Annotated in this window: 23 protein-coding genes; 14 read left to right on the top strand and 9 right to left on the bottom strand. The window is 67.3% G+C overall.

The annotated features are described in order from the left end of the window. On the bottom strand, positions 1-1,044 hold the full coding sequence (locus ACSFB7_RS24550) for a type IV pilus twitching motility protein PilT (protein WP_093247214.1): 1,044 nt from the start codon (positions 1,042-1,044) through the stop codon (positions 1-3). Positions 1,045-1,095: 51 nt separating this feature from the next. On the opposite strand from ACSFB7_RS24550, the gene ACSFB7_RS24545 reads away from it, so the two are divergent. Then, a complete protein-coding gene (locus tag ACSFB7_RS24545) occupies positions 1,096-1,797 on the top strand; it encodes a YggS family pyridoxal phosphate-dependent enzyme (protein ID WP_435475203.1) in 702 nt (233 codons plus the stop codon). A gap of 28 nt (positions 1,798-1,825) precedes the next feature. Here the strand turns inward: ACSFB7_RS24545 and ACSFB7_RS24540 are convergent, their stop codons facing one another. The 3 genes from ACSFB7_RS24540 to ACSFB7_RS24530 all read right to left on the bottom strand — a co-directional run bounded on the left by ACSFB7_RS24540 (position 1,826) and on the right by ACSFB7_RS24530 (position 3,363). Continuing rightward, positions 1,826-2,293: an Lrp/AsnC ligand binding domain-containing protein gene (locus tag ACSFB7_RS24540; RefSeq protein WP_019657564.1), complete on the bottom strand. Its 468-nt coding sequence runs from the start codon at positions 2,291-2,293 to the stop codon at positions 1,826-1,828. 135 nt (positions 2,294-2,428) lie between these two features. Continuing rightward, positions 2,429-2,887: a hypothetical protein gene (locus ACSFB7_RS24535; RefSeq protein WP_435474821.1), complete on the bottom strand. Its 459-nt coding sequence runs from the start codon at positions 2,885-2,887 to the stop codon at positions 2,429-2,431. A gap of 143 nt (positions 2,888-3,030) precedes the next feature. Next, on the bottom strand, positions 3,031-3,363 hold the full coding sequence (locus tag ACSFB7_RS24530) for a DUF4148 domain-containing protein (RefSeq protein WP_435474819.1): 333 nt from the start codon (positions 3,361-3,363) through the stop codon (positions 3,031-3,033). Between the two features lie 241 nt (positions 3,364-3,604). Here ACSFB7_RS24530 and ACSFB7_RS24525 point away from each other — a divergent pair, with 241 nt between their 5' ends. From ACSFB7_RS24525 to ACSFB7_RS24500, 6 genes are all read left to right on the top strand, one after another. After that, a complete protein-coding gene (locus ACSFB7_RS24525) occupies positions 3,605-4,876 on the top strand; it encodes a Glu/Leu/Phe/Val family dehydrogenase (protein WP_435474817.1) in 1,272 nt (423 codons plus the stop codon). A gap of 52 nt (positions 4,877-4,928) precedes the next feature. Then, positions 4,929-5,450, top strand: a complete 522-nt coding sequence (locus ACSFB7_RS24520) for an alpha-ketoglutarate-dependent dioxygenase AlkB family protein (RefSeq protein WP_435474816.1) — start codon at positions 4,929-4,931, stop codon at positions 5,448-5,450. Positions 5,451-5,602: 152 nt separating this feature from the next. Beyond that, positions 5,603-6,259, top strand: a complete 657-nt coding sequence (locus ACSFB7_RS24515; RefSeq protein WP_435474814.1) for a nucleoside/nucleotide kinase family protein — start codon at positions 5,603-5,605, stop codon at positions 6,257-6,259. Between the two features lie 87 nt (positions 6,260-6,346). Further along, positions 6,347-7,030, top strand: a complete 684-nt coding sequence (locus ACSFB7_RS24510) for a DUF2242 domain-containing protein (protein ID WP_435474813.1) — start codon at positions 6,347-6,349, stop codon at positions 7,028-7,030. Positions 7,031-7,073: 43 nt separating this feature from the next. Continuing rightward, positions 7,074-7,547: a MarR family winged helix-turn-helix transcriptional regulator gene (locus ACSFB7_RS24505; protein ID WP_435474811.1), complete on the top strand. Its 474-nt coding sequence runs from the start codon at positions 7,074-7,076 to the stop codon at positions 7,545-7,547. Then, positions 7,544-8,569 carry an FUSC family protein gene (locus tag ACSFB7_RS24500; RefSeq protein WP_435474810.1) on the top strand — a complete coding sequence of 342 codons (1,026 nt, stop codon included), beginning with the start codon at positions 7,544-7,546 and terminating at the stop codon, positions 8,567-8,569. The genes ACSFB7_RS24505 and ACSFB7_RS24500 overlap by 4 nt, the downstream gene beginning before the upstream one ends. Positions 8,570-8,573: 4 nt before the next feature. Here the strand turns inward: ACSFB7_RS24500 and rocF are convergent, their stop codons facing one another. Genes rocF through ACSFB7_RS24480 form a run of 4 tightly spaced genes read right to left on the bottom strand, consistent with a single transcriptional unit; the run spans position 8,574 to position 12,537 of the window. Further along, positions 8,574-9,485 carry an arginase gene (rocF, locus tag ACSFB7_RS24495; RefSeq protein ID WP_093247203.1) on the bottom strand — a complete coding sequence of 304 codons (912 nt, stop codon included), beginning with the start codon at positions 9,483-9,485 and terminating at the stop codon, positions 8,574-8,576. 10 nt (positions 9,486-9,495) lie between these two features. Beyond that, entirely contained in the window at positions 9,496-10,479 is a 984-nt protein-coding gene (gene olsE, locus ACSFB7_RS24490) for an ornithine lipid hydroxylase OlsE (protein WP_435474808.1), read from the bottom strand. Between the two features lie 10 nt (positions 10,480-10,489). After that, a complete protein-coding gene (locus tag ACSFB7_RS24485; protein WP_435474807.1) occupies positions 10,490-11,866 on the bottom strand; it encodes a sensor histidine kinase in 1,377 nt (458 codons plus the stop codon). Then, entirely contained in the window at positions 11,863-12,537 is a 675-nt protein-coding gene (locus tag ACSFB7_RS24480; RefSeq protein ID WP_435474806.1) for a response regulator transcription factor, read from the bottom strand. The genes ACSFB7_RS24485 and ACSFB7_RS24480 overlap by 4 nt, the downstream gene beginning before the upstream one ends. Positions 12,538-12,721: 184 nt before the next feature. On the opposite strand from ACSFB7_RS24480, the gene ACSFB7_RS24475 reads away from it, so the two are divergent. After that, complete coding sequence (locus ACSFB7_RS24475) at positions 12,722-13,132, top strand: hypothetical protein (protein WP_435474804.1); 411 nt, start codon at positions 12,722-12,724, stop codon at positions 13,130-13,132. Between the two features lie 52 nt (positions 13,133-13,184). Here the strand turns inward: ACSFB7_RS24475 and ACSFB7_RS24470 are convergent, their stop codons facing one another. Then, positions 13,185-15,251 (bottom strand): prolyl oligopeptidase family serine peptidase, encoded by a 2,067-nt coding sequence (locus ACSFB7_RS24470; RefSeq protein WP_435474803.1) that lies wholly within the window; start codon positions 15,249-15,251, stop codon positions 13,185-13,187. A 249-nt stretch (positions 15,252-15,500) separates the two neighbouring features. Here ACSFB7_RS24470 and ACSFB7_RS24465 point away from each other — a divergent pair, with 249 nt between their 5' ends. From ACSFB7_RS24465 to ACSFB7_RS24440, 6 genes are all read left to right on the top strand, one after another. Then, positions 15,501-17,201 carry a WS/DGAT/MGAT family O-acyltransferase gene (locus ACSFB7_RS24465; RefSeq protein WP_435474801.1) on the top strand — a complete coding sequence of 567 codons (1,701 nt, stop codon included), beginning with the start codon at positions 15,501-15,503 and terminating at the stop codon, positions 17,199-17,201. A gap of 141 nt (positions 17,202-17,342) precedes the next feature. Continuing rightward, a complete protein-coding gene (locus ACSFB7_RS24460) occupies positions 17,343-17,903 on the top strand; it encodes a hypothetical protein (RefSeq protein WP_435474800.1) in 561 nt (186 codons plus the stop codon). Positions 17,904-17,959: 56 nt separating this feature from the next. Next, positions 17,960-18,469: a phasin family protein gene (locus ACSFB7_RS24455; protein WP_435474799.1), complete on the top strand. Its 510-nt coding sequence runs from the start codon at positions 17,960-17,962 to the stop codon at positions 18,467-18,469. Between the two features lie 23 nt (positions 18,470-18,492). Then, entirely contained in the window at positions 18,493-19,131 is a 639-nt protein-coding gene (locus ACSFB7_RS24450) for a TetR/AcrR family transcriptional regulator (protein WP_435474798.1), read from the top strand. 87 nt (positions 19,132-19,218) lie between these two features. Further along, positions 19,219-19,992, top strand: a complete 774-nt coding sequence (locus ACSFB7_RS24445; protein ID WP_435474797.1) for an esterase/lipase family protein — start codon at positions 19,219-19,221, stop codon at positions 19,990-19,992. 176 nt (positions 19,993-20,168) lie between these two features. Further along, positions 20,169-20,744, top strand: a complete 576-nt coding sequence (locus tag ACSFB7_RS24440) for a DUF1444 domain-containing protein (RefSeq protein ID WP_435474795.1) — start codon at positions 20,169-20,171, stop codon at positions 20,742-20,744. The last annotated feature ends 2 nt before the right edge of the window (positions 20,745-20,746 follow it).

The following is a 20,746-nucleotide window of genomic DNA, read 5'->3' as shown; positions in this document are numbered from 1 at the left end:
TCAGCCGGGGAAATTCTCGGGAATCTTCGCCTTGCCGCGTGCTTCGGCGGCAGAGATCGTATTGCGGCGCACCAGGTCTGTCAGGTTCTGGTCCAGAGTCTGCATGCCCGAGCCCTGGCCGGTCTGGATGGTGGAGTACATCTGCGCCACCTTGGCTTCGCGGATCAGGTTGCGGATGGCCGGCGTGCCCAGCATGATCTCGTGCGCCGCCACGCGGCCCTGGCCGTCCTTGGTCTTGCACAGCGTCTGCGAGATCACGGCCTGCAATGACTCCGACAGCATCGCGCGGATCATTTCCTTTTCTTCACCGGGGAACACGTCGATGATCCGGTCGATGGTCTTGGCCGCCGACGAGGTGTGCAGCGTGCCGAACACCAGGTGGCCCGTTTCGGCCGCGGTCATCGCCAGGCGAATGGTTTCCAGGTCGCGCAACTCGCCCACCAGAATGGCGTCCGGGTCTTCGCGCAGGGCGGAGCGCAGCGCGTTCGAGAACGACAGCGTCATCGGCCCCACTTCGCGCTGGTTGATCAGGCACTTCTTGGACTCGTGCACGAACTCGATCGGGTCTTCCACCGTGAGGATGTGGCCGTATTCGTTTTCGTTGAGGTAGTTCACCATTGCCGCCAGCGTGGTCGACTTGCCCGAACCCGTGGGGCCCGTCACCAGCACCAGCCCGCGCGGCTTGAGCGCCAGTTCGCCGAAAATCTTCGGTGCGTTCAGTTGCTCCAGCGTCAGGATCTTCGAGGGAATGGTCCGGAACACCGCCGCTGCGCCACGGGCCTGGTTGAAGGCGTTCACGCGAAAGCGCGCGAGGCCGTCGATCTCGAACGAGAAGTCGACCTCCAGGAACTCTTCGTAGTGCTTGCGGTGCGTGTCGCTCATGATGTCGTACACCATCGCGTGCACGCCCTTGTGATCGAGCGCATCGACGTTGATGCGGCGCACGTCGCCGTTGACGCGGATCATGGGCGGAAGGCCGGCCGACAAGTGCAGGTCGGACGCTTTGTTCTTGACGCTGAACGCCAGCAATTGGGTAATGTCCACGGGGTTCCTTGGCTCGGATCTGGTGACGTTTTGATACGATTTTGGAAGATTATGACGATGATTGGCGACGACCTCCAGCAAGTAAAGAACCGGATCGCGCAGGCGTGCAACACGGCCGGGCGCGACGCGGCCGGGGTGCGGCTGCTGGCGGTGTCCAAGACCTTCGCAGCGGACGCGGTGCGCGAAGCCCATGCGGCGGGGCAGTCGGCCTTCGGCGAGAACTATGTGCAGGAAGGGCTCGACAAGATCGAAGCCCTTGCCGATCTGCGCGCCTCCCTCGAATGGCACTGCATCGGCCCTCTGCAAAGCAACAAGACGCGGCCCGTGGCGGAGCACTTCGACTGGGTCCACAGCATCGATCGGCTGAAGATTGCCGAGCGTCTTTCGGCGCAGCGGCCGGCGCACTTGCCGCCGCTGAATGTATGCCTTCAGGTTAATGTGGACGGCGGCGCCAACAAGTCCGGCGTGACGCCCGACGAGGCACAGGCGCTTGCACGGGCTGTGGCTGCTTTGCCACAACTGCGGCTGCGTGGGCTCATGGCGATCCCCGAACCGGCGCCCGACTTTGAAGCGCAGCGCGAGTTGTTCCTGCGCGCGCATGCGCTCTTCGAATCGATCCGCAACGCGGGCATCGAACTCGACACGCTTTCGCTCGGCATGAGCGCCGACCTCGAAGCAGCGATCAGCGCCGGCAGCACCATGGTGCGCGTCGGCACCGCAATCTTCGGCGGCAGGGCGCGCAAGCCCGCCTAGACCACTAGGATTTCGCGCGCGGCCGCGCTCACACGCCCAGTGGCAGGCGCGCGCTGTTCTTCACTTCTTCCATCACCGCATAGGTCCGCGTCTCGCGCACGCCGGGCAACTGCCACAGCACGGTGCCGGCGAACTCGCGGTAGGCGGCCATGTCGGCCATGCGGGTCTTGAGCAGGTAGTCGAAGCCGCCGGCGACCATGTGGCATTCCATGATCTCGTCGCGCACCTGCACCGCGGCCTTGAACTGGTCGAACACGTTGGGCGTGGTGCGGTCCAGCAGCACCTCGACGAACACCGTGAAGCCACGGCCCAGCTTGTGCGGATCGAGCCGCGCCTCGTAGCCCTGGATGAACCCGTCGCGCGTCAGTCGCTGCACGCGCGCCAGCACGGCGGTGGGCGACAGCGCCACTGCTTCGGCCAGCTTGAGGTTGGTGATGCGGCCATCCTCCTGAAGAATTTTCAACAGGCGGAGATCGATGCGGTCCAGGTCGAGCATCGGAGGATTATCCGGCTCATGAACCAATTCCTTGCAGAAGATGCGGCCTGCACAGGCAGGCCATAGGAAATAGAACCAAGGAAATGCCCGCCGCCTGCCCTTTGCGGGCCGGCCGGCGCATTCCCTTCATCTTCATCAGCGAACGGTGGTCTGCGGCGCAGCCGTTCCCTGCTGGTTCTTCAGCGGGTCGACCAGCGCGCCGTATGCGGGGCTGGCACGCAGCCGCGCGTATTCGGCGGCGGCCTGCTGGTAGCCCGGCCGCGTCACGTCGGCACCGGCTTCGCTGTTCTGCTTGGCCGCAAGGCCCGACTGCATCCACAGGCGTGTGTCGGCTGCGACGGCAGCGCGGGTGTTCGTCGACACCACGGCGGCCTGCTGCGAGATGCCGTCGGTGTAGCCCTGCGTGGGCGCGGTCTTCAGCCACTGCTGTGCGTCGGACGTCACGGCGGCGCGCGTCGTCGACGAGGTCGTCGCCACGGGGCGCGGATCACCTTCGGCGTAGTTGCCGGCAAAGCTCGGTGCCGCGAACACGCCCAGCAGGGCGGCAACGGTGGCGCTGGTCAGGAGGCGGGTGCTGGTGGACGACTGCTTCATTTGTAGATCCTTGGTGGTGAGTGATTGGTTGATCGGTTGGTGTGCTCACTTTAAAAAACGGATCCACCCGATCGATAACCCGTTGATGACAGTTTTGTCATCTGCGCATGTCCGGCAAACGGGGCTCGCCGGACATGCCTGGCCTATCGCTCGCCCGACGGAATCGTTCCCGCGCGCATGGCCCTGATGGTCTCCGCCTCCACGGCCTCGCGCGTGGCGGGCTGGCCGGTGCGGGGCGTGGGCCAGGGCGCGCCGCGGCTCACGATGTTCCAGGCGGGTTGCTTCCGTGCCGTCTCCAACTCGGCCACCACCTTGTCGCGCGACGGCTCCTGCTGAAGATGGTCGGGATGGCGCGTCACGCCCGCCTCGGTCGGTGCGAAGTGGTATTCGCCGGCCGCCGAAGCAGCCAGGGGTGCCAGCGCGGCAGCGGAGGCCGTTGCGGCGACGAACGATGCGAAAAGTTTGCGGTGCAGCATGTAGAAGATCTCCTTGGGTTGTTCGCCGGCACCAGATGGAACCGGCCATGCCGGTTTCGGGCCAGCATGCCGGATCAATCTAGGAACCCAGGGCGTCAGCAGGCGCACGCCGCGATTACATCGGCGCAATGTGCCCGTCCAACGTCTCTTGCATAACCGTCAGCGCGACGCGCATAAGCCATGGCGCGACGGGCGCGAGAGGTCTATCGTTGCGGCCACCCGTTCAACCAAGGGATCTCTCATGAGCGAAAAACTTTCCTTCGTCAATCCGACCGCGAACAGCCCGTGGGGCACCTATCTTTCGCAGGTCGACCGCGTCGTGCCGTACCTCGGCCCGCTGGCCCGCTGGGTCGAAACCCTCAAGCGCCCCAAGCGCGCGCTGATCGTCGACGTGCCCATCGAAATGGACGACGGCCGCATTGCCCACTACGAGGGCTACCGCGTGCAGCACAACATGAGCCGCGGCCCGGGCAAGGGCGGCGTGCGCTTCCACCCCGACGTCACGCTCGAAGAAGTGATGGCCCTGTCGGCCTGGATGACCATCAAGACCGCCGCGGTGAACCTGCCTTACGGCGGTGCCAAGGGCGGCATCCGCGTCGATCCGAAGAAGCTGTCGCAGAACGAACTGGAAAAGATCACCCGTCGCTACACCAGCGAGATCGGCATCATCATCGGCCCGCACACCGACATCCCCGCGCCCGACGTCAACACCAACGGCCAGATCATGGCCTGGATGATGGACACCTACTCGATGAACACCGGCGGCACCGCCACCGGCGTCGTCACCGGCAAGCCGCTGCACCTGGGTGGCTCGCTGGGCCGCGTCAAGGCCACCGGCCGCGGCGTGTTCGTCACCGGCCGCGAAGCCGCGCGCCGCCTGGGCATGGACCTGCGCGGCGCGCGCATCGCGGTGCAGGGCTTCGGCAACGTGGGCTCGGTCGCGGCCGAACTCTTCGCCGAAGCGGGCGCCAAGATCGTGGCCGTGCAGGACCACACCGGCACCATCGTCAACACCAACGGCCTGGACCTCGCGACGCTGATTCCCATCGCCAACAAGGACGGTGTGATCGCCTTCAAGGGCGGCGACGTGGTGCCCAACGAAGCCTTCTGGGACACGGCCTGCGACATCCTGATCCCGGCCGCACTCGAAGGCCAGATCACCGCCGAGCGTGCGCAGAAGACCACCGCCAAGCTGGTGCTCGAAGGCGCCAACGGACCCACGGTGCCGACCGCCGACGACATCCTCGCCGAGCGCGGCGTGCTGGTGGTGCCCGACGTGATCTGCAACGCCGGCGGCGTGACGGTGAGCTATTTCGAATGGGTGCAGGACTTCTCGTCCTTCTTCTGGGACGAGGACGAGATCAACGTGCGCCTCGATCGCATCATGATGAACGCGCTCAACCAGATCTGGGACACGGCGGACAAGCACAAGATCACGCTGCGCACCGCCACCTATGCGGTGGCTTGCGAGCGGATTCTGATGGCGCGTCAGGAACGCGGCCTGTACCCCTGAAAGGGGTGCATTGCGACCGGGGGACACCCCGGTCGCAGTATCCTGCGGGCCCATGAGTGGCCCGCCGATTCACCTCGATCCCGCGTTCGTCGCGTCGCCCGATTCCCTTCTCGAATGGCTCGGCGCCGCGGTGACGTGGGACGAGCGCATGCGTGCACGCAAGACCGCCAGCTTCGGCGTGCCCTACGACTATTCGCAGATCGCCTACCAGGCAGTGCCGATGCCGGCCGAGCTGGAAATCCTGTGCGCCGGGATCGAAGCCGAGCTTGGTTTTCGTCCGGACAATTGCCTTCTGAACCTCTACCCAGACGGGGCATCGTCGATGGGTTTCCACTCCGACGACATCACGGCGCTGGTCCCCGGCACTGGTGTCGCCATCGTGTCGGTCGGAGCCACGCGGTCCATTGCGTATCGCAGCAAGACCGACAGCAGCCTGCGCTTCGAATACCCGCTGCCCCATGGTTCGTTGCTCTACATGTCGGACGCTGTCCAGCAGGACTGGTTGCACGCAATTCCCAAGGCTGAAGGCGTGGGGGAACGCATCAGCCTGACGTTCCGCGCGATCCGGAAATAGCGGCGAAGCATCAGCCGCCGCACGCGTTGACGGCGCTCGACGAATTCCTCGTCGGCGATGCCTTTGGCCAATGTTTCAGTCGCCTTTCTGGCTCGGCGAGGAGTCGGGCGGGCTGATGTTTTTTTGACGCGCGGGGACGCTACGCTCGAGGGATGACGACCACCTCCCCCTTGCAGAAGCTTCCTCCCGTTCCTGCAGACGGCCTCGCCCGTCTGCAGGCCCTCATGGCCAGCGGGCAGCGCAAGCTGCTGGGGCTGGTCGGTGCGCCCGGTGCCGGCAAGTCCACGCTGGCGCTTGCACTGCTTCATGCGGTGGGCGCCGACCGCGCGCAGGTCGTCCCCATGGACGGCTTCCACCTGGCCAACGTCGAGCTGCAACGGCTCGGCCGTGCCGACCGCAAGGGCGCGCCCGACACCTTCGACAGCGCCGGCTACGTCGCGCTGCTGCAGCGCCTGCGCGAGCAGCGCCCCGATGGCGACATCGTCTACGCCCCTGAATTCCGCCGCGAGATCGAGGAGCCGATTGCCGGCGCCATCGCCGTGCTGCCGTCGACCCAACTCGTCATCACCGAAGGCAACTACCTGCTGCACGACGTCGGCCCGTGGGCCGGCGCGGCGGCGATGCTCGACGAGGTCTGGTACGTGGACATCGACGATGCCGTGCGCGAACAGCGCCTGGTGCAGCGCCACCAGCAGTTCGGCCGCAGCGCCGAAGCCGCGCGCGACTGGGTCGCCAGCACCGACGCGCCGAATGCGCGGCTGATCGCGGCGACGCGGGCGAAGGCCCATCACGTGCTGCTCTGGTCCTGAGAATTTCCGGCGGCAGGGAACGACGGCACCTGGCCGCGCTCGAAGCCTGTGCCGGCACAGGCGCCGGTTAGCATTCGCCGCCGTTCCATGCCGACCATGCACCTCACTACCTTCTCTTCCCTTCGCGCCCCGGCACTCCTGCTGGGGCTGGTGTCCGCCCTCGTGCTCGCCGGTTGCGGCAGCAGTTCGCGCCGCGTGAACTACGAGCCGGAGGAGTTCGGCTCCACCACCACCCACACGCGCAACTACGAAGCGACCGAGGCCCAGACCTGCGAGGCCGCGCGCCGCGCGCTGCTGAGCCAGGGCTACATGATCACCGCCGCCAACGCGGACCTCGTGACCGGGCGCAAGAGCTTCCAGCCAGCGGCCGAGGTGCATGTCGAGGTCGAGTTCCGCATCGTCTGCGCGCGCGAAGGCGGCAAGGCCAGCAAGCAGCAAAACACCGTGGCCTTCGCGACGGCGCTGCAGGACCGCTACGGCATCAAGAAGGTCAACAACTCGGCGAGCCTGGGCGTGGGCGCCATCGGATCGCTCTCGCTGCCGTTCTCGGGCAGCGACGATGCGATGGTGAAGGTGGCCAGCGAAACGCTGACCGACGAGCGCTTCTACGACCGCTTCTTCGCGCTGCTCGACCGCTTCCTCGAAGGCCCGGAGGGCGAGGCCGAAGCGCCCGCCGAACCCGAAACGCCGGCCGCTTCGTCGCCGACCACCGCGCCCGCCACGGCACCCGCCATCACCTTTCCCGTGAACTCATCGCCCAATCGCGGCTGAAAATCCGGGCGCCAGATACCAAGACACGTCTTATGATCTGGACGTGGCTTCAACTTCACCCAACCCGGCGCAATGCGCCTCGCGCCTTCGCAATTCGGTCGCGCAACTGGCGCGCCAGTTGCGCAGTGGCAGCGCCACGCCCGACGGTCCGAGCATTGCCAAGCTCAGTGTGCTCGGCCAGTTGCATCGGCATGGGCCTTGTTCCCCCACCACGCTGGCGGCGCATGAGCGGGTCAAGCTCCAGTCGCTGACGCGCCTCCTGGCCGAGCTGGAGGCCGAGGGCTGGATCGGTCGCGCTCCGCATCCCACCGACGGGCGCCAATGGATGCTGTCGCTCACGGCCGATGGCACGCGGCGGCTCAAGGCGCTCATGCGTTCGCGCGAGGCGGCATTGGCCGATGCGATCAGCACCACGCTGGACGCCGACCAGCGCGCCTTGCTGCTGCAGGCTTGCGAAATGCTCGACGGCCTCACCGCCGCGCTCGGCAGCCAGGCGCCCACTGCTTCGTCCTCATGAGCACCGCACCCACCCCGCAACGCATGACCGGTTTCTGGCGCCATGGCCGATGGCGCCCCGGCGTGCAACTGGCCGTCGCCGTGGCTGTCGCATGGCTGGTGTCCATGGCCCTGCATCTGCCCGAAAGCTTCTGGGCGGTGATGAGCGTGCTGATCGTCATGCGGCCCAGCGCCGGGTCCACGCTGGACGCCGGCTGGGATCGCGTGCGCGGCACCGCCATCGGTGCCTTGTGCGGCCTCGCGGGCGTCTACCTGCAGCACCACGGTGCGCCGATGCTGGCGACCACGCTGGGCATCGTCATGCTGCTGGCTTTCGCCGGTGCCGCCGTGCCGGGCTTGCGCAGCGCGCCCGTGGCGGCGTTGATCATCCTGTCGGCCGGCGGCATTCCGGGTCATTCGGCATTGCAGGTGGCGCTGCTGCGGATGGTGCAGATCGGCATTGGCGTCGGGGTGGCGCTGGCGATCTCGACGGTGGCGTCCGAGTACCACGCGGGCCCGCGTTTCGACGAAGGCTGCGCTGCGTTGCTGCATGGCATCGCACGCCGGATCGCCGCGCTGGCCGGGGCGGACCGGCCCGCCGAAGCAGAGACCGAACGCGTCAACGCCGCCACCCGTGCGTCGCTGGTGCGGCTGACGATCCTGGCCGGCAGCGCGGACCTGGAAGCGCGATGGTGGCGACGCGGTGCCACGGCGGGCGCATCACGTGCGTATCGGAACAAGGCACGGCTCGCGGCGCGGATCTTCCAGGACGCCATCGTGCTGGACCGCTTGTTCCGCCGGATGCCGGACCCGGGTGCCGACCCTGTCTGGTGTGAAGCTGCAGAGGCCGCGAGCGCCGCGCTGGCCGGCATGGCCGGTGCCTTGCAGGGCAAGGGCAAGGCGGACCTCGCAGCCCTCAATCAGGTGGCCATGCAGCACCAGGGCAATCAAACAGAGGCCACCGCCTCGAACGCACTGCTGGCCGCGCCCCTGTGCCTCCTGCACGACGACCTTCAGCGCATGCAGCGCTGCATCGCCGCCTGACCCGTCAGCGCACCAGCGTCGACTTGCCGAACAGGCTTTCGATCAGCTCGACCGCCACTTCGGCCGTCTGGTTGCGCACATCCAGCGCCGGGTTGAGTTCGACCACGTCGAGCGAGCAGAGCCGCCCGGTGTCGGAAATCATCTCCATGCAAAGCTGCATCTCGCGATAGGTCGGGCCGCCGCGCACGCCGGTGCCCACGCCGGGCGCGATGCCGGGGTCGAGGCAATCCAGGTCGAAGCTCACGTGCAGGTGCGTGTCTTCGTCCACGTCCTGCAGCGCTTCGATCATGGTGGTGCGCATGCCGTGCTCGTCGATGTGGCGCATGTCGAACACGCTCAGGCCCAGCGTGCGAATGGCTTCCTTCTCGTCGCTGTCCACGCTGCGGATGCCGATGAAGCGGATGGCGTCGTGCTCCAGCGCCGCGCGCTCGCCGCTCCAGCCCGTGAGCACCGCGGGCCCGTGGCCCAGCAGGCACGACACCGGCATGCCGTGCAGGTTGCCGCTGGGGCTGGTGGTTTCGGTGTTGACGTCGGAGTGCGCATCGAGCCACAGCACGCGCAGCTTCTTGCCGCGCTTGCGTGCGTGCCACGCCACCGCGCTGATGGAGCCGATGGCCAGGCAGTGGTCGCCGCCCATCATCAGCGGCACGTTGCCAGCGCCCAGCGCCGCATCGACCGCCGCATAGACCGAGCGGTTCCAGGCGATCACTTCGTCGAGGTGGCGCAAGCCGTTCGCCGGTGGCGCCCAAGGCGTGGCCGGGCCCGCGAGGTTGCCGCGGTCGATGATCTCGAAGCCCTGCCGCGCCAGCGCTTCCGGCAGGCCCGCCACGCGCAGCGCGTCGGGCCCCATGCCGGCGCCGCGCACGCTGGCGCCGATGTCGGTCGGCGCGCCAATCAGTTCGAGGGTGGTGTTCATGGGCGGGCTCTCAGGTGCTGCCGGTGGAGTCCCCCGCCTGCGGGGAACGGGATGGCCGATTGTGCCGATGAACCGGCGGCATGCCCATGATCTGCTGCACGCCCGTGGCCGTCAGCGGCTGCACCAACTGCGCCAGGAAGCCCGCCGCGACATGGCCGTCGATGCCGATGTCCGCCGGCGGCCGGCGCTCGGGCCGCAGGTAGGTGCCGAACAGCAGGTCCCACAGCACGATGTTCTCGCCATAGTTGCGGTTGCCTTCCTCCAGCACCCGGGAGTGGTGCCAGCGGTGCAGCGCGGGCGTGCTGAAGACGCGGTCGAGCCAGCCGGTGCGCATCTCGATGTTGCAGTGGGTCAGCAGGCCGGTCACGGCGGTGACGGCGCCGACCCACGCGAACACCGCGAGCGGCGCGCCGAGCAGGTACAGCGGTATCTGGCCGAGCGCGGCCTTGAAGGCGCTGTCGATCACGTGAAAGCGCCCGGTGTTCAGCACCCACAGCCGCCGCACGCTGTGGTGCAGCGCATGAAAGCGCCACAGCAGTGGCAACTCGTGTGCCGACCGGTGCGCCACATAGAGCCCGAGTTCGACGACCACGAGCGCAAGCACCACCTGCGCGACAAGCGGCCAGTGCGTGGGCCACACGCCCAGCGACACGCGCAGCGAAGGCTGCGCGAACGCCGCCACGGCCATCGGAAAGCTCGCCGCCAGCGCCGCCGCGACCTGCGCCGAGCCCTTGGTGAGCAGGGTGTGGGCCAGGTTGCAGGGCGTCTCGCCGTCGTCCACCAGCCAGCGCGGCTCGTGCGGCATCCAGCGCTCGAACACCGCGATCACCAGTGCCAGCGACAGGTACACGAAGTTGAACCACAGCAGCGGCGCATGGCTTGCGAAGGCCATCCCCGCGCCGAGCAGGCCCAGCCCGTACAGGGCGGGCCACAGCATCCATGACAGCGCGGCGCGCAGCGGCAGCCGCCGGTTGTTGCCAGCCGGTGTTTTCATTGGGGTGCTCTCAGTGGTGAAAGGATGCAGGGCGGTCCGCCCCGGCCAGCGGCAGGCGCATGCGGAACAGCGTGCCGCCGTCGGGCGCGTCATGCAGCGAGACATCGCCGCCGTGCTCGCGCACGATCTCCTGCACCAGGCTCAGTCCGAGCCCGGCGCCGGGCCCGGTGGCGTGCGCGCGGTAGAAGGGCTTGAAGACATGCGCGCGCTGTGCCTGCGGAATGCCCGGCCCGTCGTCGATCACATCGATGTGGCCCGCCGCATCGACCCGCACCACCACGCCGCCATGGCCGCCTGCATGGTCGATGGCGTTCTGCACGAGATTGGTCAGCGCGCGCACCAGCGCATCGCGGTCGCCTTCCACATCGACGGATGCGGCCTGTGCTTCGAGCGAAATCTCGTAGCCGGCGGCCAGCGCCAGCGGCGCCATCTCGGCGACCACGTCGCGTGCCATCTCCACCAGATCGATGCGCTGCCGCCGGTCGGCATGGCCCTTCATGCGCTGCAGGTCCAGTAACTGGCCCGCCAGCACCGACAGGCGCGCGGCGTCGGTCAGCAGGCGGTGCTTTTCGGGGCCGTCCGGCAGGTTCTCCAGCCGGGTGTTCAAGATGGCCAGCGGCGTGCGCAGCTCGTGCGCGGCATCGGCCAGAAAACGCTCGTGGCGCGCATGGCCGTCGTCGAGCCGCTGCAGCGCGTCGTTGAAGGCGCCCACCAGCGTGGCCACCTCCCCCGGCACATCGGACAGCGGCAGGCGCACGCCGCGCTGGTCGGCATCGATCTGGCCCGCGCGCGCCGCAGCGGCGTTCAGTCCGGCCAGGGTCCGCTTCACCACGAAGTGCGTGGCCAGCAGCGTCGCCGCGGTGGTGATGGCCATGATCGGCAGCACCAGCTGGACCAGGAGCAGCAACAACGCAAGGCCCAGGTAGCGCCAGGTGATGGGGCTGTCGGGACCGGTCAGGATCTGCACGTCGCCCGCGGCCGAGTCCACCCAGCGCATGCGCGCAGCCTGCCGTGGCGGATCGCCGATGTTCCAGCCCAGCCGTGCCTGGCGCACCGTATCGAGCACGTCGCCGATGCGCGCGAACTCGGGCGGTATCTGGCCTTCGAGCACTTGCCCGCCCTGGTGGTCGCGGATCGAGAACCAGAGATGCGGCACGGTCTTGCGCAGCGCAACCAGCCGCCGGGTCGGCCGCATGTGGAGCTTGCCGGTCGCATCGCGCGCCACAGCCTCCTGCAGGATCTCGACGGTGTTCTCCGTCGAGCTGAAATCGACCAGGTGCCCCGACGCCACCAGCGCACCTATCACCACGAGTTGAATGGCGACCTGCAGCAGCACCAGTTGGCGGATCAGCCGGCGCTTGAGCGTGGGCGGTGCCGATGGCTTCATGGTTGCTGCCGCAGCAGATAGCCGACGCCGCGGATGCTGCAGATCTCCACGCCGGCGCCGCTGTCAGTGAGCTTCTTGCGCAGGCGCGACACATGCGTGTCGAGGGCGTTCGACTGGATCTCCGCGTCGAAGCCGAACACCGCGCGCTCCAGTGCGGCGCGCTGCACGGTGCGGCCGGCGCGTCGCACCAGGGTTTCGAGCGCCAGCAGTTCGCGGCGCGGCAGCTCCATCCGCTGGCCGGCGACGCTGGCCTCGCAATGCGCGAAGTCGAACAACAACGCCGCGATGTGCAGGGCGTCCGCTTGCGTCTCGGCGGGCCTTCGCAGCAGCGCGCGGATGCGGGCCAGCAGTTCCTCGACCGCGAAGGGCTTGCCCAGGTAGTCGTCGGCGCCCGCGTCGAGCCCGGCCACGCGGTCGTCCAGCGCATCGCGGGCCGTGAGCATCAGCACCGGCACGGGGTTGCCGGCGGCGCGCAGGTTCGACACCAGCGCCAGGCCGTCGCCGTCGGGCAGCCGCCGGTCGAGCACCAGCGCGTTGTAGGGCGTGGCGTCGACGTAGCGCGCACCGCCGGCCAGCGTGTCGGCATGGTCCACGAGGATGCCGCGCTTGTGCAGCGCAATGCGCAGCACCGACGCCATTTCGGGTTCGTCTTCCACCAGCAGGATGCGCACCGTGCTTGTCCTTCCAAAAAAGCTGCATCGCCGGAGCCCCGGCGTGCCGCACTTTAGGCAGGCCGCATTGCATCAGTATTGCGTCGGTTCACCAATATCGACGTCATGTTCACACCATGTTCGTGGAACAAGATCCGCCGCATTGCCAACGAACGACGCCCACCGGGCGCGGAGGACAGACAGCATGCGCAGCTTCTATACGGTCGAGCTTCTGGAGGTGGTCGTCCTGGCGGCGGTGTTGTGGTTCGCCTCCGCGGCGATGGCCGAAGTGGTGTCGGTCTTCGACCGCGAGCCTCCCGCCTACGACCCTTGCCGCGATGGCCGCAACAGCTATGGCAGGGCCATGAACTGCGGCGAGCTTCTGCGGCAGATGGACCGCGACGAAGCCTGGGAGCGCCGCCATCGTCGCTTCGACGATCCGGGGCGCCGGCCCTCCGACCCCTGCCAGGACGGCCGCTACAGCACCGGTCGCCCCGTGACCTGCGACGAACTGCGCGAGCGGCTGGATCGGCAGGAGCGGCGCCGCTACCAGCGCTTCGAGGATGACGACGGCTACGGCAGCGGGCAGGTCGTGGAGCCTGTCTTCATGAAGTAGGCCGGGGGCGCTCCATCGGTCTATTGCTCAATTGCTCAATTGCTCTATTGGCCTATCGGATGTGATGCCACAGGTACGCGTAGCCCAGCGCATCCATGAAGGCCGATTCCTTGTTGTCCGTCGCCGCGCTGTGGCCGCCTTCCATGTTCTCGTAGAAGCTGCTGTCGTATCCAAGGCCGACCATCTTCGCGTGCATCTTGCGCGCATGCACCGGGCCCACGCGGTCGTCGCGCGTCGAGGTGGTGAAGAGGGCGGGCGGATACGCCTGGCCCGGCTTCGCGTTCTCATAAGGCGAGAAGGCTTTGATCCATTCCCACTCTTCGGGCTGGTCCGGGTCGCCGTACTCGGCGATCCACGATGCGCCGGCCGACAGATGCGTGTAGCGCTTCATGTCCAGCAGCGCCACCTCGCTCACGATGGCGCCGTAGAGCTGCGGGTACAGCGTGAGCATGTTGCCCATCAGCAGGCCGCCGTTGCTGCCGCCCATCGCGCCCAGGTGCGCGGGCGATGTGATGTTGCGCGCGAACAGGTCTTCGGACACGGCCGCGAAGTCTTCGCAGGTGCGCAGCCGGTTTTCTTGCAGTGCGGCCTGGTGCCAGCGCGGGCCGTACTCGCCGCCGCCACGGATGTTGGCAATGACGTACACGCCGCCCTGGTCGAGCCAGGCGCGGCCGATGCTGCCGCTGTAGCTGGGCTGCAGCGAAATCTCGAAGCCGCCGTAGGCGTACTGCAGCGTCGGGTTCTTGCCGTTGGCGACCAGGTCTTTGGCGGCGATCTCGAAGTAGGGCACGCGCGTGCCGTCCTTCGAGGTCGTGAAATGCTGGCTCACGCTGTAGCGCGAGGCGTCGAAGAAGCCGGGGCTGTCCTTCAGCACTTCGGGCTCGCCCTGGCCGATGGTGCCGATGTAGAGCGTGGTCGGCTGCAGGAAGCCGCTCACCGTCAGGAAGTAGTCGTCGTTATCGTCCTCGTCGATGCCGCCGGCATCGATGGTCGAGAGCGCGGGCGCGCCGCCCAGGCCCTTGCGCTCCCACGCGCCGGTGCCGCCGGGCGGCGGCGTGAGCACTTCGAGCCGGTTCACCACGTCGTGCATCACGTTCAGGATCAGGTGGTGCCGCGTCCACGAATGGCTGTCCAGTGCGGTGGTGTCGTCGGGCTCGAACAGCACCGTGATCTCGCGCCTGCCCGCCATGAAGTCCTCGAACTTCGCGGCCAGCAGCGAGCCTGATGCGTAGGTCGTGCCGCCCACGGTCCAGTCTTCGCGCGGCTCGATCAGCATCCACTCGCGCGTGACTTCCATGTTGGAGTCGTCGGGCACGTCGATCTTGACGAGCTGGCCGTCGCTGCCGCGCAGCCAGGTTTCGCTGTCGTAGAAGTCGATCTGGCGCGAGACGAAGTCGCGCTCGAAGCCGGGCGTGTTGTCGCGGTAGGCACTGACCGACATGTCCTCGTGCGCGCCTTCGTACACCGTGACGGCGCTGGCCAGCGGCGTGCCACGTTGCCATTCCTTCACGATGCGCGGGTAGCTGGAGCTGGTCATCGAGCCGGGGCCGAAGTCGGTGGCCACGTAGAGGTGGTCGATGTCTTTCCAGCCCACGTGGTTCTTGGCCTCGGGCAGCGTGAAGCCGCCTTCGACGAATTGCTTGCGCTCCAGGTCGAACTCGCGCACCACGTCCGCATCGGCACCACCGCGCGACAGCGAGATCAGGCAGCGCTTGTAGTCGGGGTCGAGGCAGTCGGCGCCGTGCCACACCCAGTTCTCGCCGTCGGCCGCGGCCAGCGCGTCGAGGTCGAGCACGGTCTCCCATGCGGGCTGCGGCTTGCGGTATTCGGCCAGCGTGGTGCGGCGCCAGAGGCCCTTCGGATGCGTCTTGTCGCGCCAGAAGTTGTAGTAGCCGGGGCCGATCTTGCGGACCATGGGAATGCGCTCGTCGGAGTCGAGCACTTCGAGGATGCCCTGCTCAAGTGCCTTGAACGCGGGCGACTGCGCATGGGCCTGCACGGTCTTCGCGTTCTCCTGCCGGGCCCAGGCCAGTTGCGCATCGCCGTCGATGTCTTCGAGCCAGAGGTGTTGGTCGTCTTGCTGCGGGGCTTGCTGCTGCGGAGGGAGGCTTTGTGTCATGGGGCCAGTGTACGAAGCCCCCGTGAAAGAAAGGTCTGTGAGCCTTTGTCCGGGCCCGCGCTGTAGCCCGATCGATAGCGCCCGGCGTTTGTGCCAACGCACGACGGGCACTTTGGCATTACTTGGGGCAAACCCCTGTCCCGCCGGTGCCTTCCCCCCGGTGGAAACACTGAAGAAGGCGAGGCCCCTAAACGCGGTGTGCACGGTATCCTGCCAATCGGCGCATGCCCCACCAAGGAGACACAACACATGAAACACCTGAGCGGACTTGATGCCACCTTCCTGCACCTGGAAACACCAGAGATGCCGATGCACGTGGGCTCGCTCAACGTGCTGGACCTGCCCAAGGGCTACAAGGGCGACTTCTACGAAGACGCCAAGCAGTTCATGGCCAGCCGCATCCACCTGGCCGATGTGTTCACGCGCAAGCTCGCGCTCATGCCCTTCGACATGTCCAACCCGGTGTGGGTGGAGGACGAGGACATCGACATCGACTACCACGTGCGCCACATCACGCTGCCCAAGCCCGGCACCAACCGGCAGTTGCAGCAGTACGTGGCGCGGCTGCATTCCACGCTGATCGACCGCAGCCGGCCGATGTGGGAGTTCTTCATCATCGACGGCCTGCAAAGCGGCCAGGTGGCGCTCTACACCAAGGTGCACCATGCGGGCATCGACGGGCAGGCCGGCGTGGAAGTGGGCAAGGCCATCTTCGACCTCGAGGCCACCGGCCGCGTGGTGAAGCCGCCGCGCTCGCGTCCGCGCGGCAACGGCTACCAGCTCGGCATGGCCGAACTCGCGACCGCCGCGTTGCGCAACACGGCGCAGCAGTACGTCAAGCTGTTCAAGATGGCGCCGGCCATCGCGCGCGCCATCGGCGGCCTTGCCAAGCCCGATGAAAAAGCGGCCGAGAAAGCCACGGCCGGCGCGTCGAAGAAGTTCAACCTCTTTGCGCCGCGCACGTCGCTCAACGTGTCCATCACCAACCAGCGTACCTTTGCGGGCCGCACCATCTCGCTGGCCGAGACCAAGTACATCGCCAAGCACTTCGGCGTGTCGCTCAACGACGTGGTCATGGCCACCGTGGCCGGTGCGCTGCGCCACTACCTGGCCGACAACAACGAGCTGCCGGCCAAGCCGCTGGTGGCCGGCGTGCCGGTGAGCCTGCGCGAAGCCGGCGACGACACGGCCAACAACCAGGCCAGCATGATCCTGGTGAGCCTGGCGACCGACATCACCGACCCGATCCAGCGCCTGAAGGCGATCAACGCCTCGTCGAACAGCTCGAAGGCGACGATGAACCGCTTCAAGGCGGTGATCCTGGACGACTTCCCGACCTTCGCCGCGCCTTGGCTGGTGTCGGGCATCGCCTCGATGGTGGGACGCTCGGGCATCGTCAACCTGCTGCCACCGGCCGCCAACGTGGCCATCTCCAACGTGGCGGGCGCGCCGTTTCCGATGTACTTCGCAGGGGCGCTGGTCACCTGCTACTACCCGGTGTCGATCGCGAGCCATGGCACGGCGCTGAACGTGACGGTGCAGAGCTACAACGGCCGCATGGACTACGGCCTGATCGCCTGCCGCCGCGCCGTGCCCGACATCACCGAGATCGGCGACTACATGCTGGCCGAGCACAAGCTGCTGATGGAGCTGACGCACAAGCACCCGGCCGCCGCAGGGGCCACTGCCGCGCCTGCGAAGGCTGCGGCAAGCCCTGCGCCGGCGGCCGAGCCTGCTGCGCCTGCCGCCAAGGCCGTGCCAGCGGCGAAGAAGCCCGCAGCGCGCAAGAAGGCGCCGGTGAAGGCGGCTGCGAAGAAGGCTCCGGCCAAGACAGCAGCCAGGACAGCCATCAAGACCGTGGCGAAGAAGGTCGCGCCCAAGCCCGCGGCCCGCAAGGCCGCCGCAGCCCCGGCCAAGCGCGGCGGGGCTTCCCGAGCCGCTGCGGCATGATCGGCGGGCCGGCTTGCAGAAAATTGGGGCAGTTGGACTAGATTTCCGACGGTTCTAGTTTTCCAGGCCTAGGCCCTGCGGAAGAAGATAGGCCCATCGCGATTCCCCGCGAACGAGCCCATCAACTTCAAGGAAATCACCATGTCCACCACGCAAACCACCATCGCTTCCGCAGCCATCCACGTCGTCGGCCAGTACAACGACGCGGGCAAGACCCTGGTCGGCGCCTACCGCACCGGCGTGCATCGCCTGCTGGGCGGCGCCGCTTCGCGCTACAGCAACTTCCTGGGCAGCCGCCAGATTCCGCTGGTGAGCGAACAGGTAAAGGCCAACCTGATCGGCGCGCAGGAAAAGATCAACGGTTTCCTGGCCAAGCGCCTGGACATCGACACCAGCCGCATCGTGAACGCGATGGACCGTGTTGCCGCCGGCACCACCAGCGGCATCGAAACCGTGGCCGGCCGCGTGGCCCGCGTCGAATCGCCTGTGGCCACCTCGGTCATCAACACCCTGAGCGCCATCCACCAGCCGATCGCCACCGTCTCGGTGCAGATCGCCGACAAGATCGTCGCCGGCACCAAGCAGATCGAAGCGCGCGTTGGCGGCGAAGCCGTTGTTGCCAAGCCCGTGCGTACCGTGAAGGCCAAGGTCGCCGCGGCCAAGAAGCCGGTTCGCCGCGCTGCTGCCCGCAAGGCAGCCTGACCCCCGGGGGCGCCTGATGGCGCCCTTTTTCTTTTTTCCGGCATCTGGAGCACTGCATGGCGACCCGTCCTGACGAAACTGCAAAGTTGAAGAAGAAGGCGGTGCCTGCAAAGAAGGCGCCAGTGGCCAGGAAGAAGGCGGCGCCCCGCAAGGCGGCGCCCGCCGCAAAGAAATCCGACGCCGCACCCGGCAAGGCCGAAGTCCTGCTGCGTGCCGGCCTCAAGGCGCTGGACAACGTGCGCAACGACGTCGCCAAGCGCCAGGCCAATGTGATCGAAGGTCTGCTCGGCATCGGGCACGGCAAGGTCGATGCCGGTGCTGGCACTGGTGCCAAGGCGGCGCTCACGCGTGGCTTTCCCAGCCTCGACAGTTTCGGCATCCGCAAGTTCGAGGACGTGTTCGACCAGCGCGTCGCCACCGCCATGCAGCGCCTGGGCATGCCCAGCGTGCAGGAAGTGCAGGCACTGCGCGACGAGGTCGCGCAACTGCGCGAGCGTCTCGCGAAATTAGAGAAGCCCGTCGCCGGCCCGCGTGCCAGCGGCAGCGGCAGCGGCAGCAAACGCTGAACGGCCCACGGCACACCCCGGTTGTGGCCAGTTCCAACAACACCACGCGCGATCGCATCCTGCAGGCCAGCCTTGCGCTGTTCAATGCACAGGGCCTGGCCGCAGTGTCGACCCACAAGATCGCAGCCGAGCTCGGCATGAGCCCAGGCAACCTGCACTACCACTTCAAGGCCAAGCAGCTCATCGTCGAATGGCTGTTCCGGCGCTTCGAGCAGCGCATGGAAGCGCTCAACGGCTCGTCGGCCACCATTGCGGCCATCGACGACCTCTGGCTCGCGCTGCACCTGCGCTTCGAGGCCATCGACGAATACCGCTTCATCTACCGCGACATGGCTTTCCTGGCCAGCGAATACCCGGCGCTCGGGCAGCGCGCGCAGGCGCTCACCGCACAGAACCTGCTCGCGGCCCAGGCGTTGTGCGAAGGGCTGGTGGCCTCGGGCGTGATCGAGACCAGCGCCGAGCAGGCCCGCATCCTGGCGCTGCAGATGGTCTTCACCACCACCTGCTGGCTGTCGTTCGAGCGGCTCGTGCCGGGGCGCGACGCGCTGGCGCAGGCCGACCCCGGTTTGGCGGCTTTCTACACGCTCACGCTGGTTTCTCCGTATGTTTCCAGCGAATCGAGGGCTTACCTTGATTACCTGAGGGGCAAATACCTCGGATAAATGTCGCTGTTGTCCGACGGGGCATTGGCTCCAGCAGCCTCAAGTTCGTCTTGAAGAAGATAAAAACCAAAAAAGGAAACATCCATCATGACCACCGCCACCCGTGACCACATCGCGCCACCTTCGCGCCTGCTCCTGCTGGCCGAGGCCCGTGCCCTCTGGGAAACCGGCGCCGGCATCGCCATGTGGCCGCTGCTGCAGCTCACGCCGCGTGGCGACGGGCACCCCGTGCTCGTGCTGCCGGGCCTCGTGGCCGGCGATGGATCGACCCTGCTGCTGCGCCGCTATTTGTGCAGCCGCGGCTATGACGCCCACGGCTGGGGCCTGGGCCGCAACCTCGGCCCGCGCGAGGGCGTGGAAGACGGCATGGTCCAGTTGCTGAAGACCCTGCACGAGAAGAGCGGCCAGAAGGTCAGCGTGATCGGCTGGAGCCTGGGTGGCGTCTATGCGCGCTTGCTGGCATCGGCGCAATCGGACCTGATCCGCAACGTGATCACGCTGGGCAGCCCGTTTTCCGGCAGCCCGCGTGCGACGAATGCCTGGCGCGTGTACGAAGGCGTGAGCGGCCAGAGTTCGCACGACCCGCGCCGCATGAAGGTCGTGCAGCCCACGCCGCCCGTGCCGACCACCTCGATCTTCAGCCGCACCGATGGCGTGGTCGCGTGGCGCTGCAGCATCGAGAAGACCGGCCCGCAGTCGGAGAACATCGAGGTCATGGCCAGCCACCTGGGGCTGGGCGCGCACCCTGCCGTTTTGTACGCGGTGGCCGACCGGCTGGCACAGCCCGAGGGCCAGTGGAAGCCCTTCAATCGTGGTTTGCTGGGGCCGCTGGTGTACCCGGACCCTGACCGCGAGGTGTAGGAAGTCACGGAACCGCAGCAAAGCCGGCAGCCGCCGGCTTTTTTCATGGCGGTTCATGACTTCCGTACTGGCCGCAAAGAGGGCTCGCCAGAACAATGCCCGGCGCCATGAACTGCAATCCGCCTCGCATCTATCCCCGCATCACGCGTCCCGACTTTCTGCATGAATCCGAACCCATGCCCGACACGGCCACCACGCCCGAAGGCCACCCCAGGGCGCAAACGCCCGTTGCCCGGGCCGTCGCCGGAGACGTCGATCTGCGCGTGACCTACGCCATCGAATTCCCCACGCAACGCACCACGCTGACCCACGGGTACATGAAGCAACTGGGCCTCGATGCGCAAGGGCTGCATGCGCAGGCGGTCGACAACCTGCACCGCAAGGCCAACTCGAAAGCGGCCACGCAGGATCTGGTGGCGTACAAGGCCCTCGTGACGGGCGACGGCCTCGAAGCCTGCATGCTGCTGCTGCCGGACCTCTGGGCGAAGCTCTCGACAGGCTTCAAGGGCGAGCTGATCGCGGTGGTGCCCAGCAAGGACGCGCTCTATTTCATGGACAGCCAGGCCACGCTGACCGTTGCCGGCCAGCCCATTTCAACCACGACCCGGCTCGCGCTCATGTGTTCGGCCGCGGCCCGGGTCAAGGCCGAAGCCGGGGCGCATGGCCTGTCGGACCAGGTGATCGCCCTGACCCCCGAGGGCTGGAAGGTGCGCGGCACCTTCGGGGCCCACGCGTCCGTGCTGCCGGCCTAGCG

This window comes from Variovorax raffinosi (assembly GCF_051216615.1).
In the GTDB taxonomy this organism is placed as follows: Bacteria; Pseudomonadota; Gammaproteobacteria; order Burkholderiales; family Burkholderiaceae_C; genus Variovorax.
Note: the sequence above shows the minus strand (reverse complement) of the source record. Positions and strands in the feature narration are given on the sequence as shown.